The sequence below is a fragment of the Variovorax gracilis genome (genome assembly GCF_030317115.1).
GTDB lineage: Bacteria > Pseudomonadota > Gammaproteobacteria > Burkholderiales > Burkholderiaceae_C > Variovorax > Variovorax gracilis.
In genome coordinates, this window is sequence record NZ_JASZYF010000003.1 from 93,057 (window position 1) to 108,757 (window position 15,701).

General features: G+C 67.1%; 14 protein-coding genes. 10 read left to right on the top strand and 4 right to left on the bottom strand.

Going from position 1 to position 15,701, the window contains the following annotated elements; genetic code table 11:
* Positions 1–144 precede the first annotated feature (144 nt).
* The 8 genes from QTH97_RS08330 to QTH97_RS08365 all read left to right on the top strand — a co-directional run bounded on the left by QTH97_RS08330 (position 145) and on the right by QTH97_RS08365 (position 8,482).
* Complete coding sequence (locus tag QTH97_RS08330; RefSeq protein WP_286567660.1) at positions 145–1,656, top strand: phospholipase D family protein; 1,512 nt, start codon at positions 145–147, stop codon at positions 1,654–1,656.
* A gap of 144 nt (positions 1,657–1,800) precedes the next feature.
* Positions 1,801–2,814: a phosphogluconate dehydrogenase (NAD(+)-dependent, decarboxylating) gene (gnd, locus tag QTH97_RS08335; protein WP_286567661.1), complete on the top strand. Its 1,014-nt coding sequence runs from the start codon at positions 1,801–1,803 to the stop codon at positions 2,812–2,814.
* A complete protein-coding gene (tkt, locus tag QTH97_RS08340) occupies positions 2,811–4,886 on the top strand; it encodes a transketolase (protein WP_286567662.1) in 2,076 nt (691 codons plus the stop codon). The genes gnd and tkt overlap by 4 nt, the downstream gene beginning before the upstream one ends.
* 8 nt (positions 4,887–4,894) lie before the next feature.
* A complete protein-coding gene (gene pgm / locus QTH97_RS08345; protein WP_286567663.1) occupies positions 4,895–6,544 on the top strand; it encodes a phosphoglucomutase (alpha-D-glucose-1,6-bisphosphate-dependent) in 1,650 nt (549 codons plus the stop codon).
* 131 nt (positions 6,545–6,675) lie between these two features.
* Entirely contained in the window at positions 6,676–7,308 is a 633-nt protein-coding gene (locus tag QTH97_RS08350) for a response regulator (RefSeq protein ID WP_286567664.1), read from the top strand.
* Positions 7,309–7,402: 94 nt separating this feature from the next.
* Positions 7,403–7,777, top strand: coding sequence for a hypothetical protein (locus QTH97_RS08355; protein ID WP_286567665.1), 375 nt, complete (start codon positions 7,403–7,405; stop codon positions 7,775–7,777).
* A gap of 130 nt (positions 7,778–7,907) precedes the next feature.
* Positions 7,908–8,069: a hypothetical protein gene (locus QTH97_RS08360; RefSeq protein WP_286567666.1), complete on the top strand. Its 162-nt coding sequence runs from the start codon at positions 7,908–7,910 to the stop codon at positions 8,067–8,069.
* Between the two features lie 26 nt (positions 8,070–8,095).
* Entirely contained in the window at positions 8,096–8,482 is a 387-nt protein-coding gene (locus tag QTH97_RS08365; RefSeq protein ID WP_286567667.1) for a hypothetical protein, read from the top strand.
* On the opposite strand, the gene QTH97_RS08370 is transcribed toward QTH97_RS08365, so the two are convergent.
* Positions 8,406–9,725, bottom strand: a complete 1,320-nt coding sequence (locus tag QTH97_RS08370; protein ID WP_286567668.1) for a TetR/AcrR family transcriptional regulator — start codon at positions 9,723–9,725, stop codon at positions 8,406–8,408. The two genes, QTH97_RS08365 and QTH97_RS08370, sit on opposite strands and share 77 nt — an antisense overlap.
* A 173-nt stretch (positions 9,726–9,898) precedes the next feature.
* Here QTH97_RS08370 and QTH97_RS08375 point away from each other — a divergent pair, with 173 nt between their 5' ends.
* Positions 9,899–10,663, top strand: a complete 765-nt coding sequence (locus QTH97_RS08375) for an SDR family NAD(P)-dependent oxidoreductase (protein ID WP_286567669.1) — start codon at positions 9,899–9,901, stop codon at positions 10,661–10,663.
* Between the two features lie 130 nt (positions 10,664–10,793).
* Entirely contained in the window at positions 10,794–12,029 is a 1,236-nt protein-coding gene (locus tag QTH97_RS08380) for an acyl-CoA dehydrogenase family protein (RefSeq protein WP_286567670.1), read from the top strand.
* A 24-nt stretch (positions 12,030–12,053) separates the two neighbouring features.
* Here QTH97_RS08380 and QTH97_RS08385 read toward each other — a convergent pair whose 3' ends face one another.
* The 3 genes from QTH97_RS08385 to QTH97_RS08395 form a co-directional block, all read right to left on the bottom strand.
* A complete protein-coding gene (locus tag QTH97_RS08385) occupies positions 12,054–13,415 on the bottom strand; it encodes a homoserine dehydrogenase (protein WP_286567671.1) in 1,362 nt (453 codons plus the stop codon).
* Between the two features lie 264 nt (positions 13,416–13,679).
* Entirely contained in the window at positions 13,680–14,447 is a 768-nt protein-coding gene (locus QTH97_RS08390; protein WP_286567672.1) for a crotonase/enoyl-CoA hydratase family protein, read from the bottom strand.
* Between the two features lie 42 nt (positions 14,448–14,489).
* Positions 14,490–15,674 carry an ABC transporter substrate-binding protein gene (locus tag QTH97_RS08395; RefSeq protein WP_286567673.1) on the bottom strand — a complete coding sequence of 395 codons (1,185 nt, stop codon included), beginning with the start codon at positions 15,672–15,674 and terminating at the stop codon, positions 14,490–14,492.
* Between the last annotated feature and the right edge of the window lie 27 nt (positions 15,675–15,701).

Below are 15,701 nucleotides of genomic sequence, written 5' to 3' on the forward strand. Positions count from 1 at the left end.
ATGGCGGCGCGCGCATTTCGCCGGCCGGCTACGATCCGCTGCCCGCAACATCCCAAGCTGATGCCCAGCCTTCCCGCGATGTCCGCCTCAATGCTTCGTTGCCTGGCAATCGCGTTCGTCTGCCTGATTTCGGGCTGCGCAGGCTTGCCATCGCGTTCGGTCACGCCGTACAGCCCCGCCGTCACAGCCTCGCCGGCGACGGAACTGAGGAAGCTCACCGCGGCTTTCCACGGGCAGCGCAACGGCGTATCGGGAGCGCGGGCGATCCCTCAGGGCGCCCTCGCCCTCGATGCGCGAATCGCCCTGATCCGCCACGCCCAGGCCTCACTCGACCTGCAGTACTACCTGCTGGGCAACGACAAGACCGGCAAGCTGATCCTGCGCGAACTGCGCGACGCCGCGCGGCGCGGCGTGCGCGTGCGGCTGCTCCTCGACGACTTCTACACGGTGAAGCTCGATCCCCTGCTGCTCGGCCTGGCCGCCTACCCGAACGTGGAAGTCCGGCTGTTCAACCCCTTCGTGACCGGCAGGGACCACACCGCGACACGCTGGCTCAGCTTCGCGGGCGATTTCAGCCGGCTCAACCATCGGATGCACAACAAGCTCTTCGTTGCCGACGGCGCCGTGGCGATCGTGGGCGGGCGCAACCTGGCGGACGAATACTTCCTGCGCAGCGCGGGCGCCAATTTCATCGACCTGGACATGCTCGCGGCCGGCCCCGTCGTGGACGAACTCGAGACCATCTTCGACAACTACTGGAACAGCGAAGTCGTCTACCCGCTGCACGACATCGTCCCATCGAGCGAAACGCCCGAGGCGTTGCGGGCCGCGTTCGACACCCTCGCGTCCGAGACCCAGGCGCCGCCGCCCGAGCCTCCGCCGGAGTCGGACATGTTCGGCGATCCACCCGTCAGCGCGGCGATTGCCCATGGCAAGCTGGAACTGATCCCGACACGCGCCAATGCCGTGGCGGACTCCCCGACCAAAGCGCTGCGCGTGGACGGCGACCACCAGTCCGAGCATCGCCCGCCCACCGTGGCCGAGCGCATGCGCGCCCTCTTCGACCTCGCCAAGTCCGACATCAACATCATCACGCCGTACTTCATCCCGGGCGAGCAGGGAATGGACCACATTGCGCGGCTGCGTGCCCGCGGCATCCGCATCACCGTCGCGACCAACTCGCTGGCGGACACGGACGAGCCGCTCGTCAACATCAACTACAACAGCTTCCGCGTCGAGATGCTGCGGATGGGCGTCACGCTCTACGAGGTGAGCTCGGAGCAGATCAAGCGCAGCATCAACCTGCGCAAGGTGTTCCGCCAGTCGCGCGGGCGGCTGCATGCCAAGCTGGCGCTGATCGACCGCGAATGGGCGCTCGTCGGCTCGCTGAACTTCGACCCGCGCTCGGCCTACATCAACACCGAGCTGGGCGTGCGCTTCGAGGGCTACGAGGTGGCGCACCGGCTGCTCGATGCCTTTCAGGTCGACAACGTCGAAAGCGTGTACGAAGTCCGCCTGAAGCCCGGCACCGACCAGATCCAATGGGTGACGACCGACGGCGAGAACCTCGTGCTCAACGAAGAGCCCGATGCCAATGCGCTGGTGCGGCTGAAGCTGCTGCTCTTCTCCTGGTTCGTTCCGAGCGACCTGCTCTAGCGCCTGGCAGCGCCCGCCCGGACACCCGCTCGACTTTTTGCCTGGGCGGGAAGATGATCGCCGGCCGCTCCCGACTTCTCCGGAACTCGTCCGGCAAGGGCGCGCTCACACCTCAACCCAAACCGGACTCACAGGAGCATCGCGATGCAAGTCGGCATGATCGGACTCGGACGCATGGGCGCCAACATGACGAGCCGCCTGATGCGTGGAGGCCACGAGTGCGTCGTGCATGACAACGCCCCGGCCTCCGTCGAGCGATTGGCCGCCCAGGGCGCGACCGGCGCGGCCACCCTGCAGGATTTCGTCGCGAAGCTTGCGCGGCCTCGCGCAATCTGGCTCATGGTGCCCGCGGCAGTCGTCGACTCCGCGCTTGCCACGCTGACGCCGCTGCTGGAGCCCGGCGACATCGTCATCGACGGCGGCAACTCCTACTACCGCGACGACATCCGCCGCGCCAGCGAACTCCGTGCCCGCGGCCTGCACTATGTCGACGTGGGCACCAGCGGCGGCATCGCCGGCTTCGACCGCGGCTACTGTCTGATGATCGGCGGCGAAACCGAGACCGTGCAGCACCTCTCGCCGCTGTTCGCCACACTGGCGCCCGGCGCCGGCGAGCACGCGCCGACGCCCGGCCGGGCACCCGGCGCCAGCACCGCCGATCAAGGCTATCTGCACTGCGGCCCCCACGGCGCGGGCCACTTCGTCAAGATGGTGCACAACGGCATCGAGTACGGACTCATGGCCGCGTATGCGGAAGGCCTCAACATCCTTCGCGGCGCCAACATCGGCAAGCGCTCGCACGACATCGACGCCGAGACGACGCCGCTGCGCGACCCCACGCTCTACCAGTACGACATGAACCTGCCCGAGATCACCGAGCTGTGGCGGCGCGGCAGCGTGATCGGCTCCTGGCTGCTCGACCTCACGGCCACCGCGCTCGCCGCCGATCCGGACCTGTCGGACTTCCAGGGGCGCGTCTCCGATTCCGGCGAGGGCCGCTGGACCCTCCAGGCCGCGATCGACGAAGGCGTGCCGGCGCCGGTGCTGAGCTCCGCGGTCTACGCCCGCTTCAGTTCGCGCGGCGAGGCGGACTTCTCCAATCGAGTGCTGTCGGCCCTGCGGCACCAGTTCGGCGGCCACGCGGAAAAGAAATCATGAACAACGATGCACCGCCGCTGGACCTGTTGTGCATCAACACGCTGCGCACCCTGTCCATCGACGCGGTGCAGAAGGCCAACTCGGGCCATCCCGGAACGCCGCTGGGCGCAGCGCCCGTCGCCTACTGCCTGTGGCAGCGCTTCCTGCGCTACGACCCGAATGACCCCGACTGGCCGAACCGCGACCGCTTCGTGCTGTCGGTCGGCCATGCCTCGGCGCTGCTCTTCAGCCTCCTGCACCTGTGCGGCGTGAAAGCGAAGGGGCCGCACTACGCCGAGCAAGGCGGCCTCGCAGTGACGATGGCCGATCTGCAGAACTTCCGCCAGGAAGGCAGCCGCTGCACCGGCCACCCCGAATACGCGTGGACGTCGGGTGTCGAGACCACCACCGGCCCGCTCGGCCAGGGCGTCGCCACCAGCGTCGGCATGGCCATCGCACAGCGCTGGCTCGCGGCCACCTACAACCGGCCCGGCCATGAGCTGTTCGACTACAAGGTCTACGCCCTGTGCGGCGACGGCGACATGATGGAAGGCGTGAGCGCCGAGGCAGCATCGCTCGCCGGACACCTGAAGCTTGCCAACCTGTGCTGGATCTACGACGACAACCAGATCAGCATCGAAGGCGCGACCTCCATCACCTCCGACGAGGACGTCGGCGCACGCTTCGAAGCCTACGGCTGGAAGGTCCTCCGCGTCGCCGATGCGAACGACCTCGAAGCGCTCACACACAGCCTGCGCGAATTCGACGCGACGCAGGACCGGCCCACGCTCATCGTCGTGCGAAGCCACATCGGCTTCGGCGCGCCGAACAAGCAGGACACCAAGGAGGCGCACGGCGAGCCGCTCGGCACGGAGGAAGTCCGACTCGCCAAGAAGTTCTTCGGTTTCGATCCGGACGCGCAATTCGCCGTGCCCGAAGGCGTGCGGGGCCACTTCGAGGCGCATTTCGGCGAGCGTGGCACCAGCGAACACGACGCCTGGAATGCGCAGTACGCAGCCTACCGGGCGCACTACCCGGAACTCGCGGCGGAGATCGACCGCATGCAGCGCCACGAGCTGCCCGAAGGCTGGGATAGCGAATTGCCCGCGTTCGCCGCCGACACCAAGGGCATGGCCACGCGCGAATCCTCGGGCAAGGTGCTGAACGCCATCGCCAGGCAGGTGCCGTGGCTCCTGGGTGGCGCGGCCGACCTGTCGCCATCGACCAAGACGGCGCTCGGCTTCGAACAGGCGGGGGAGTTCAAGAGCGGCAATTACGGTGGACGCAATTTCCACTTTGGCATTCGCGAGCACGCCATGTGCGCCATCGCCAGCGGCATGACGCTGTCAAGGCTGCGCGCCTATGCCGCCACCTTCTTCATCTTCACCGACTATTGCCGCGGCGCCGTTCGGCTCGGCGCGATGATGGGAATTCCGGTCATCTACATCTGGACCCACGATTCGATCAGCATGGGCGAGGACGGACCCACCCACCAGCCTGTCGAGCAGCTCGCATCCTTCCGCGCGATGCCCGGCATGACGCTGCTTCGCCCAGCCGACGCCAACGAGGTCGTCGAGGCCTGGCGGGTCGTGATGCAATTGACGGATCGCCCCGCGAGCCTGGTGCTCTCGCGGCAGGCGCTGCCCACGCTCGACCGCACCCGCTACGCCAGCGCCAGCGGTGTCGCCCGGGGCGCCTATGTGCTCGCCGACGCGCCGGACGGCAAGCCCGACGTGCTCCTGCTGGCCAGCGGCAGCGAGGTCACTTTGTGCATGGCGGCCTACGAACAGCTCCAGCGCGAAGGCATCGCCTCGCGCGTGGTCAGCATGCCCTCGTGGGATCTCTTCGAACGCCAGAGCGACGACTACCGCGACAGCGTGCTGCCGCCCTCGGTGGAGGCACGCGTCTCCGTGGAAGAGGCTTCGCCGCTGGGTTGGGAGCGCTATGTCGGTCGCCGAGGCACCATCATCGGCATGCGCTCGTTCGGTCTCTCCGCGCCAGGCAAGGTCGCCGAGGCGCATTTCGGCTTCGACGCCGCGCATGTCGTCGCTGCCGCGAAAGAGCAATTGGCAAGGCATGCGCGCCCAGCCTGAGGACCATCATGGCCGAACGCATCAGTCCCCTCGCCGGCAAGCCGGCCCCGCCCGAATCCCTCATCGACGTGGACGCGCTCGTCGCGGCCTACCACGCGGATGTTCCCGACCCCGGCATCCCGGCGCAGCGGGTCGCCTTCGGAACGTCCGGCCACCGGGGGTCGGCATTCGATCGATCCTTCAACGAGTGGCACGTGCTGGCGGTCACGCAAGCGATCTGCGACTACCGCAAGGCCAAAGGCATCGACGGGCCGCTGTTCCTCGGCATCGATACGCACGCGCTGTCACAGCCGGCGTGCGACAGCGCTCTCGAAGTGCTTGCCGCCAATGGCGTCGACGTGATGCTGGCGACGAACGACGAATACACGCCGACCCCGGCCCTGTCGCATGCCATCCTGACCTACAACCGGGGACGCCAGGGCGGGCTCGCCGACGGCGTCGTCATCACGCCCTCGCACAATCCGCCACGCGACGGGGGCTTCAAGTACAACCCGCCCAATGGCGGACCGGCCGGGCAGGACATCACCGGCGGGGTCGAGGCCGCGGCCAACCGCTACCTCGAACAGCGACTCGACGGCATCAAGCGGATGCCCCACGCGACAGCCCTGAAGGCCGCGACCACGCACCGCCACGACTTCCTCGACGCGTATGTCGGCGACCTGGGACAGGTGATCGACATGGATGCGATCCGCGAAGCCAAGGTCCGCATGGGCGTCGACCCCCTGGGCGGTGCCGGCGTGCACTACTGGTCGGCGATTGCCGACCGCTACCAGCTGGACCTCACCGTCGTCAGCGACACGGTCGATCCGCGCTTCGGCTTCATGACTCTCGACTGGGACGGCCAGATCCGCATGGACCCCTCTTCGGGCTACGCGATGCAACGGCTCCTCGAGATCAAGGACCGTTTCGACGTCGGCTGTGCCTGCGACACCGACCACGACCGGCACGGCATCGTGACTGGCGGCGCGGGCCTGCTCGCGCCGAATCACTACCTCTCGGTCGTCGTCGACTACTTGTTCCAGCATCGCCCGCAATGGGGTCCGCAGGTGGCAGTCGGCAAGACGGTCGTTTCGACGCAGCTCATCGATCGCCTCGCGGCACGGCTCGGCCGGCGTCTCTACGAGGTCCCGGTCGGCTTCAAATGGTTCGCGGATGGATTGCTCGACGCCTCCCTCGGCTTCGTCGGCGAGGAAAGCGCTGGGGCCACCTTCCTGCGCCGTGACGGGTCGGCATGGACCACCGACAAGGACGGCATCACCGCCGCGCTCCTCTCGGCGGAGATCACCGCACGCATGGGCCGCGACCCCGGTGCGCTCTACACCGACCTGGCGAACGAGTTCGGCAATCCGGTCGCGAGCCGCATCGATGCGCCTGCAACGGCCCAGCAGAAGAAGCAACTCTCGGCGCTCTCGCCGCAACAGCTCGGGGCCAGCGAACTCGCCGGCGACAAGATCGAAAGTGTGCTCAGCCATGCGCCCGGGAACGGCGCCGCGATCGGCGGCATCAAGGTGATCTCCCAGGGCGGATGGTTCGCCGCTCGTCCCTCGGGCACCGAGAACATCTACAAGATCTACGGCGAGAGCTTTCGCGGCGCCGACCACCTGCGCCGCATCCTGGACGAAGCCCAGAAGATCGTCGACGCGGCGATCTCCCCCTGATTCCTCCTCGATCTCTTCTTATCCTGCAAGCTGATTCACGGCTTGTCCTACGCGCGCTCGGGTCGCCCGCAGACATGCGAAGGCAGGTGTCGGCCGCATGCTCACCCGGCCAATAACTTGAGGAGCAAGAGATGATCAAGATCGGAATCGTGGACGACCACGCGATCGTGCGGACGGGCCTGAAGGACTTTTTCTCGCAACACGTCGACCTCCGCGTCGTCGGCGAAGCGGCCACCGGACGCGAAGCGATCGACCTGGTGCGATCCCACGAGATCGATGTGCTGGTCATGGACCTCTCCATGCCGGGCCAGAGCGGGATCGACGCGATCGCGATGGTGCGTGCCAAGGCACCCGACACCGGCATCCTGATCCTCAGCGGATACCCCGAGGAGCACTACGCGATGAACCTGATCCGCCAGGGCGCGAGCGGCTACCTCAACAAGGAATGCGACCCCAAGGAGATCGTGGATGCCATCCGCACCATCTCGCTGGGCCGGCGCTACATCACTCCGGCCGTGGCCGAACTCCTGGCGCGCCAACTCGATCGCAAGAACGACGCGGCGCCGCACGAGCAGCTATCGGAGCGCGAATTCCAGGTGTTCCTGAAACTCGCCACCGGTGAGACGGCAGGCAGCATTGCCGAGCATCTCTCGCTCTCGGTCAAGACGGTGAGCACCTACCGCAGCCGCCTGATGGAGAAGATGAACCTCGCCTCCAACAGCGACCTGACGTACTACGCCCTGAAGAACCAGCTCATCAGCTGAGCGTGGGCTGCCGCAAAGATTGTTCCGGCGCTGCAACTGATCGGCGGAAAATCACTCTCAACTTCCATCCGCCCGGTGCGGAAGTGAGGGTGACATGAAAGCGCGCTTCAACGTCCGAGCCTTGCTCTGGTTATCAGCCACTTGCCTTCCGTGGGCCGCGGGCGCGCAGCCTGCCGACGTGTCGGGCGAGCAGCAGGAAGCCGACTACCGCGTGATTGCGGCGCGCTGCGGCACGCCTGGATTCGAAAAGGCCTTCTTCAAGCAGTCCAAGGCGGCCGTGGCCGCCGGGCTGGTGGTCAAGCATCGCGATCCGGCACAGGTCGAGAAATCCGTCACCGCCCTGCGGCGCAATCCGGTGGTGTTGATCGGCACCCAGGCCGATTGCCCCGACCAGGTGGCGCGGCTCAAGGAATTGCAGAAGGAACGGGCCAAGGCGCTCGGAGCCCAGCGCAAATCGGGCAGGGGCTAGACACGGGCGCCCTCGCGGCGCAATGTCAAAAGCTGTACGCCTTCCATTTACAACACCTGTCGATTGGCAGATTCACAGCCGGGCGGCGTCCGTACAGACTGGAGCCATCGAACCGGAAGGGAAGCGGATCATGGATTCAGACCTTTACACTCTTGGCGTCCTCTCGATGGTGCTTGTCGGCGGCTGGCTGATCGATCACCTCGGCTGGTGGGGCAGATCGCACCTCACGGAGGAAATGGAGCGCCAGCTCCAGAAATCCGCCGACACGATCCGCGGCGCGCCGCTCAACTGATGGAGCCGGTGCGGCCTGTGGCCGCCATGGCAGCCGTGCGCCGGAAGTCGGCGCTCCTGGCCGCCGCCTCTCTGGTGCTCGCGGCGCTCGGCCTTGAGGCCTATGCGGCGGGCTATCCCATGGGCATGTCGATGCTCGCCGCCGCCACGCTGCAGGCCTTGATCTGCTCCGCCATGTTCCGCAGCCGGCTCTTGGTGGCCGTGGTGGTTGCCAACCTGGTGCTCTTCGTGGCCCACGCCGTGGTGATCAGCCGCTTTCTCTCCCAGCCCTATCCGCCGGCGGTCTTCCAGCTGGGGGATTTCTGCTGCGCCGTGCTCGCGGCAGCGTCGCTGGTCTTCACGCCGATCGAGACGATGGCGCTCGTGGTGCGGGAGGCCTACCTGAAACGCCCGCGGCGCCGTCCGAACCGCTGAGCTTCCCGCTTTCGGCACTCAACAGCCCGCCGAAGATCGGCCGCACGTAGAGCGCGACCACCGAGGCTTCGGTGACTGCCGGCACCCAGCGGTGCAGTTCCGCGGCTCCGTTGACGAGACCCATCACGATCTGCGCCGCGATCGAGGTGTCCAGCGGGCGCACCGAGCCATCCACCAACCCATCGACGAGCACGCTCGCCATCCGTTCGGTCAACTGCTGCAGTGTCTTGTGGACACGCGCGCGGTCCGCCCGATCGGGCAGCGCACTGGTGGACGAAAGCCGAAGCAGCGGACCCTGCGCGGAGAGCTGGAAGCGCACCAGCGCGCTGGTCGCCGCGGCGGCGCGGCTCCAACCGCTGCCGCTGTCCGACTCGGCGGCTGCCAGCGCCTGCCGGACCATCTTGAAGGTCCGCTCGAAGCAGGCAGCGATCAGGTCCAGCTTGTTGTCGTTGTGGTGATAGAAGGATCCCTTGGTCACATGCAGCCGGGCCGAAATCTTGTCGACCGACGCGCCGCGATAGCCCTGCTCGTTGACGAGTGCCGTGGCGGCGCGCAGGAACGCGTCCATGGCGCCGGCTTCCGTTGGCCCGAACAGCGACGCATCTCCGCCCTCCTCCACCGGCCATTCGGCCGCCACGCCGACCATGCCGTGGAGCGCGATGTCGGCCACGCGCTCGGCCATTCGCACGTATTCCGACTCCTCGTACCGGCCGAACCACACCGGCAGCCAGTTCGCGAGCGACAGCAGCATGTGGGTGCGGGCATTGCGCGTGTCCTTCGACCACGCCGCGGTCTCCTCGCCCTTCAGGAGCGCGCGCACGCGGCGGAACATGTCCGTGTAGGCGCGATGCACTGCTTCGAGCTGGGGACTCGGCAGCGCCCGCACGTCGCTGAAGACCACCACCGGCGGATGCTGCCCCAGGCGCACGGCGGCTTGCAAGGCCGCGTGGGCGCGCAAGTACGCGCGCACCCTCCCGTCGACATTCGGCTGGCGCGCCGCGGCCTTCGCCATGTCGTCGAACAGCGCGATGGCCCGCAGGAAGCAGGCTGTCGCGAGGTCTTCCTTCTTGCGGTAGTAGTAGGTGACGCTGTTGGTCACCAGGCCCACGCTGGCCGCAATGTCGGCGAGAGTCGCGCCCTTCACCCCTTGTTCGTTGAATCGCAACGCCGCAGCGCCCAGAATGGCATCGCGCTTTTCGTTGAAGCGCGCAGTCTGCGTTTCTCTCGGAGTCTCGACGGGCATGCGTGGCAATCGATGGTGGGGGCGCGCGATTATCAGACGGCGCCCGGCTGATGCGCACCGGATGGAACATCCAGTACGCCACGGCTTGGAAGCCGAGTCACTTAAAGGACCGTTCTTTTTCCGTCGTTCTTCGAAGATCCGGTCTTTGTATTTCAGGCACTCAGGAGACATCCATGTCCTTGTTTTCGCTGGCCGGGAAGGTGGCCATCATCACGGGCTCTTCGCGTGGCATTGGCCGCGCCATCGCCGAGCGCATGGCCGAGCACGGCGCCAAGGTCGTCATCTCGTCACGCAAGCCCGAGCCCTGCGCCGAGGTGCGAGATGCCATCAATCAGGCCCACGGCGAGGGCGCCGCGATCTCGATACCCGCCAACATCTCCTCCAAGCAGGATCTCCAGCATCTGGTGGAAGAGACGACGCGGCAGCTCGGCCGGGTCGACATCGTGGTGTGCAACGCGGCCTCCAACCCGTACTACGGCCCGCTCGGCGGCATCGAGGACGACCAGTTCCGCAAGATCCTCGAGAACAACGTGATCGCCAACCACTGGCTGATCAACTTCGCGGTGCCGCAGATGATCGAGCGCAGGGAGGGCTCGATCATCATCGTCTCGTCGATCGGCGGGCTGCGCGGATCGCCGGTGATCGGCGCGTACAACGTTTCGAAGGCCGCGGACTTCCAGCTCGCACGCAACCTGGCCGTCGAGTACGGGCCATACAACGTCCGGGTGAACTGCATCGCGCCCGGGCTCATCAAGACCGACTTTGCGCGCGCGCTGTGGGAGGACGCCGAAAACCTGAAGCACCGCACTTCCAACACGCCGCTGCGGCGCATCGGCGAGCCCGACGAGATCGCCGGCGCTGCCGTCTTCCTCGCCTCGCAGGCAGGCGCCTTCATGACCGGTCAAAGCCTCGTCATCGACGGCGGCGTGACGTGCTGAAACTCGCCCCCTGGCTTCGCGCACTTCGTGTCGCCACTCCCTGCCGGGGGCCGCACCAGCGGTCCGGCAAAGCCGGTGCCGCGCTATTCCTGGCTTTGGGCCGCTGACATTCCATTCACGAAAGACTCCCATGGACTTCACCCTTTCCGACAGGCAGGTGCACTGGCGCGAGCGCGTCGTGGCCTTCATGAACCAGCACGTCCACCCCGCCGTACCGGTGTATATGCAGCAGATGAAAGACTTCGGCGAGAACCGCTGGCAGGTCGTTCCCGTCGTCGAGGAGCTCAAGGCCAAGGCCAAGGCAGAAGGGCTGTGGAATCTCTTCCTGCCGCGCGACTCGGTGCCGGACGACAGCCCCTACCGAGGCGCGGGACTGACCAATCTCGAATACGCGGTGTGCGCCGAAGAAATGGGCAAGGTCGGCTTCGCGTCCGAGGTCTTCAATTGCTCGGCGCCCGACACCGGCAACATGGAAGTGCTGATCCGCTATGGCAGCGACGCGCACAAGGCCCGGTGGCTGCAGCCGCTGCTGGCCGGCGAGATCCGCTCGGCCTTCCTGATGACCGAACCCGACGTGGCGTCCTCGGACGCGACCAACATCCAGACCGAGATCCGCCGCGACGGCGACCACTACGTCATCAACGGCCGCAAGTGGTGGTCGTCGGGCGTGGGTGACCCGCGCTGCCAGATCGCCATCGTGATGGGCAAGACCGACCCCGAGGCGCCGCGCCATTCGCAACAGTCGCAGATTCTCGTGCCGCTGGACATGCCCGGCATCGAGATCGTCCGCATGCTGCCGGTGTTCGGCTTCGACGATGCGCCGCATGGCCACGCCGAAGTGGTGTTCCGCGACGTGCGCGTGCCGGTGTCCAACCTGCTGTTGGGCGAAGGGCGCGGCTTCGAGATTGCGCAGGGGCGCCTCGGCCCCGGGCGCATCCACCACTGCATGCGCACCATCGGCAGCGCCGAAGTCGCGCTTGAAAAGATGGTCAGGCGCCTGCAGTCGCGCGTGGCCTTCGGCAAGCGCATCTCCGAGCAATCCGTGTGGGAGCAGCGCGTGGCCGAGGCGCGCATCGACATCGAGATGACGCGCCTGCTGTGCCTGAAGGCAGCGGACATGATGGACCGGGTCGGCAACAAGGTCGCGCAACTGGAGATCGCGATGATCAAGGTCGCCGCGCCTCGCATGGCGCTGAAGATCATCGACGACGCCATCCAGGCGCATGGCGCGGGCGGCGTGACGACGGACTTCGGGCTGGCCAAGCAGTACGCGAGCATGCGGACGATGCGGCTGGCCGACGGCCCGGACGAAGTGCACAACCGTGCGATTGCGCGCATGGAGTACGGCAAGCACCGCGTGGCCTGACGGCCCCCGCCCCGGGGTGGGCAGTCACCCCGCGAGCTCCTCCACCCGCAGCGTCGCCAGCGATCCGGCCACCATCGGGTGCACCTGCAGCACGCGGACGGCCTGATCCCACGCGCCCTGAGCCATCGGCTCGGTCAGCGCCAGCGCCTGTACGCCCATGCCCGGCCGGTCCGACGCCCGCACCACCTGTCGCACCGGCAGGTCCCGCCTCCCCAGCCAGGCCGCCACTTCCTCGACCTGTCCCGCGGCATGCACGGGCACCCGCAGGTAGTGCGGCGTGCACACCGCAGCGCGAGGCAGTACCGGCAACGCGTTCATTGCATTCGCGTGAAAGCCCAGGTGAGGCACGCGCTGCGCCGCGGGCGTGCCATCGAGCCGGGCCACGTCCACGAGATCAGCAATCACCGCCGACGCCGTCTCCTCGGACCCGGCCCCAGCGCCGTAGTACATCGTCACGCCGGCCGCATCGCTCTTGACCATGATGCCGTTCATCGATCCGTCCACATGCGCCATCAGTTGCGTGGCCGGCACCAGCGCGGGCTGCACGCGCAACTCGACGCCATGTTCGCGGCGGCGGGCCACGCCCAGCAACTTGATGCGAAAGCCCAGTTGCTCCGCGCACGCCACGTCCATCCCCTGCAGCGCGGTGATGCCCTCGACCTGCGCGTCGTCAAAGCGCAGCGGCATGCCGAAGGCATTGGCCGCCAGCAGCGTGAGCTTGTGCGCGGCGTCGATGCCTTCGATGTCGAAGCTCGGGTCGCTCTCGGCATAGCCGAGCGCCTGCGCCTGCGCGAGGGCGGCGCCAAAGTCCAGGCCTTCGTCGCGCATCTTGCTCAGGATGAAGTTGGTCGTGCCGTTGATGATGCCGGCCACCCACTCGATGCGGTTGGCCGCCAGGCCTTCGCGCAGCGCCTTGATGATGGGGATGCTCACCGCCACTGCCGCTTCGTACGCCACGGCGACGCCATGCTGCCGCGCGGCGGCAAATATCTCGGTTCCGTGCACGGCCAGCAGCGCCTTGTTGGCCGTGACCACGTGCTTGCCTTGCGCGATGGCGGCCAGCAACCAGTCGCGCGCCGGGCCGGTGCCGCCCGCCACCTCCACCACCACGTCCACATCGGGATGCGTGGCCACGCGCAGCGGGTCGTCGGTCAACTCGATGCCTTCGCCGACGATGCCGGCGGCGCGCGACAGGTTGCGCGCCGACACGATCACCATCTCGATCGCCCGGCCTGCGCGGCCGGCGATGTCCGCCTGGTTGCGGGCCAGCACGCGAAACGTGCCTGCGCCCACCGTTCCGATGCCGATCATGCCCACGCGCAGCGGGCGGGTGGGTGCGCAGCGGCTGCGCAACGGCTCGAATGACTGGACTGGATCAAGGTACATGGACTTCTCCGGACAAAAAAACAAAAAACCCAGCTGCCAGAGCTGGGTTTCATTCATTCGGGGAGAAGAGAGATCACCAGGTGGCTGCCGGAACGGCCACCTGCGCGTGCTCAGGTAGCCGCGGGGGTCATCGTGGTAATCATTCGTGCGCCCTTTGCCCGCACGAGGGCGAGCAGCATTGCGCGGCCCGGACGGGTGGCGTCGAATGCGATATGGATGGGATGGCACGTCATGGAGACGGCAGTGTACAGGACTGGGCCACGCCTACCGGCCGTGCCGCCCGGCGCCGGCCACGAATCGCGCCGCACCTGCCTCGCCTTCCGCCAGCACCACGGGAACGCCCTGCGCCCCTTCGCGCCGCAGTGCCAGGTCGAGCGGCAGATCCCACTGCTCGTAGGCCGAACGGCGATCGGCCAGCATGCATTGCTGCGGAAAGGCGGCGATCTGCCGCGCCAGTTCCTGGGCCGCCGTCAACGCGCCGCCCGGTGGCGTGAGCCGGTTGACAAGGCCCATCGCCAATGCCTCGGGCGCCGGCACCGCGCGTCCCGTGAGGATGAGGTCGAGCGCACGCCCCATGCCCACGATGCGCGGCAGCCGCACGGTGCCGCCGTCGATCAGCGGCACGCCCCAACGTCGGCAGAACACGCCGAAGGTCGCGTCTTCGTCCGCGACGCGAAGGTCCGCTAGCAGCGCGAGCTCCAATCCCCCAGCCACCGCAAAGCCGTTGACCGCGGCGACCAGCGGCTTCGACAGCGCCATGCGCGTCGGCCCCATCGGCCCGTTGCCGCCGCCTTCGGGGTCGAGTTCGTTGCGCTCGGCCGGATTGCCGACGGCACCCAGGTCGGCGCCACCGCAGAAGTGGCCGCCCGCGCCCGTCAGCACGGCGACGCGCAATGCGCCGTCGGCCTCGAAGCGTTCGAACGCCGCCAGCAGCTCGGCGGCGACCACGCCGTTGACGGCGTTGCGCTTCTCCGGCCGGTTCAGGGTGATGGTGCAGATCGCCTGGTCGACTTCGAATGAAACATGGGACATGGCATGCCTCTCTTTCCGAGTGGACCTGGCACGGTCCACGGGTTACTTCATCAGATCGCTCAAGTTCACCGGCTTGATCTTGCCACCCTCCACCGTGGCGACCAACGGATCGACGATGGTGCCGCCGACCGCATCCACGCCGTTGAAGTTGCCCGCGTTCGTTTCCTTCGGCAGCTTGGTGAGTGCCTCGCCGATCTTGGCGCGGATGGCCGCGGCGTCCGTCGTCGTGCCGGCCAGCTTCATCGCGAGGGCCACCGCATGCGTCAGCGCGTAGTTGTAGGAGGATTCGGTGGTCGGGTCCTTGTCGGCACCGTAGGCCTTGCGGTAGGCGGCCGCGAAGGTCTTGGGACCCACGCGATCGTCGTACGACACCGGCAGCACGCCGATCGATCCTTCGAGCGGAGCGAGGCCGCCCGTGACCTTCGCCATCTCGTCGAGCTTGGCCTGGTCCATGATCAGGAAGCCGCCCTTGAAGCCCAGCTCGCGCGCCTGCTTGGCCACCAGCGCGGTCGGCTCCGACGGGCCGCCGACGAAGAGCACATCCGGCTTCTCGGCCAGCACGCGGCTCACGCCGCTGTAGAAGTCGGCCGAGCGGTTATAGGACATCGGGTTGTTGGACGCGATGGTGCCACCCGCCTTCTCCCAGGCCGGGGCGAAAAGCTGTGACCAGTTCTTCGCGTACTCGTGGTCGCCCGGCAGCATCCCGACCTTCTTGCCGAACTTCTTCATCTCGTAGTTGGTGAAGGGCTCGATGTACGAGTTGAAGGTGGGCGGAATGCGGATGGTGAGCTTGTTGCCGGTCTCGGTGATCTTCGGCGTGCTGGAGTACGCCATCACGATGAACTTCTCCTGCTCGTTGAAGGCCTGCATCGCGTAGATGCCGCCCGAGTGCGGCACGAACACGGCCGGGGTCTGGTATTGCTGCACCAGGCGGCGCGCGTTGATCGCCGCGTCGGCCGGCGAGTACTTGTCGTCCAGCGCCACCAGTTCAAGCTTGACCTTCTTTCCGCCGACCTCCAGGCCCGCGGCGTTGATTTCCTTGATCGCCATTTCCATGCCGTTCACCACGTTCTTGCCGTAGAGCGCGGCGCCGCCGCTCAAAGGCCCGGTGAAGCCGATCTTGACCGTGTCCTGCGCGAGCACGCTGCCGGCGCCGAACGCAGCCGCAAGGGCCACGGCAACAGGCAGCAGGTTGAGGCGACGGCGGGAAATGGCGGTTCTGTTCATGAGGGAATGTCTCCGGTTGATGGAAAG

What these genes read in the sequence shown, in the direction of transcription:
- QTH97_RS08395 (WP_286567673.1), bottom strand. Translation starts at nt 15,674, where the DNA reads ATGAACAGAACCGCCATTTCCCGCCGTCGCCTCAACCTGCTGCCTGTT.
- gnd (WP_286567661.1), top strand. Translation starts at nt 1,801, where the DNA reads ATGCAAGTCGGCATGATCGGACTCGGACGCATGGGCGCCAACATGACG.
- QTH97_RS08390 (WP_286567672.1), bottom strand. Translation starts at nt 14,447, where the DNA reads ATGTCCCATGTTTCATTCGAAGTCGACCAGGCGATCTGCACCATCACC.
- QTH97_RS08365 (WP_286567667.1), top strand. Translation starts at nt 8,096, where the DNA reads ATGGCAGCCGTGCGCCGGAAGTCGGCGCTCCTGGCCGCCGCCTCTCTG.
- pgm (WP_286567663.1), top strand. Translation starts at nt 4,895, where the DNA reads ATGGCCGAACGCATCAGTCCCCTCGCCGGCAAGCCGGCCCCGCCCGAA.
- QTH97_RS08350 (WP_286567664.1), top strand. Translation starts at nt 6,676, where the DNA reads ATGATCAAGATCGGAATCGTGGACGACCACGCGATCGTGCGGACGGGC.
- QTH97_RS08375 (WP_286567669.1), top strand. Translation starts at nt 9,899, where the DNA reads ATGTCCTTGTTTTCGCTGGCCGGGAAGGTGGCCATCATCACGGGCTCT.
- QTH97_RS08370 (WP_286567668.1), bottom strand. Translation starts at nt 9,725, where the DNA reads ATGCCCGTCGAGACTCCGAGAGAAACGCAGACTGCGCGCTTCAACGAA.
- QTH97_RS08380 (WP_286567670.1), top strand. Translation starts at nt 10,794, where the DNA reads ATGGACTTCACCCTTTCCGACAGGCAGGTGCACTGGCGCGAGCGCGTC.
- QTH97_RS08385 (WP_286567671.1), bottom strand. Translation starts at nt 13,415, where the DNA reads ATGTACCTTGATCCAGTCCAGTCATTCGAGCCGTTGCGCAGCCGCTGC.
- tkt (WP_286567662.1), top strand. Translation starts at nt 2,811, where the DNA reads ATGAACAACGATGCACCGCCGCTGGACCTGTTGTGCATCAACACGCTG.
- QTH97_RS08355 (WP_286567665.1), top strand. Translation starts at nt 7,403, where the DNA reads ATGAAAGCGCGCTTCAACGTCCGAGCCTTGCTCTGGTTATCAGCCACT.
- QTH97_RS08360 (WP_286567666.1), top strand. Translation starts at nt 7,908, where the DNA reads ATGGATTCAGACCTTTACACTCTTGGCGTCCTCTCGATGGTGCTTGTC.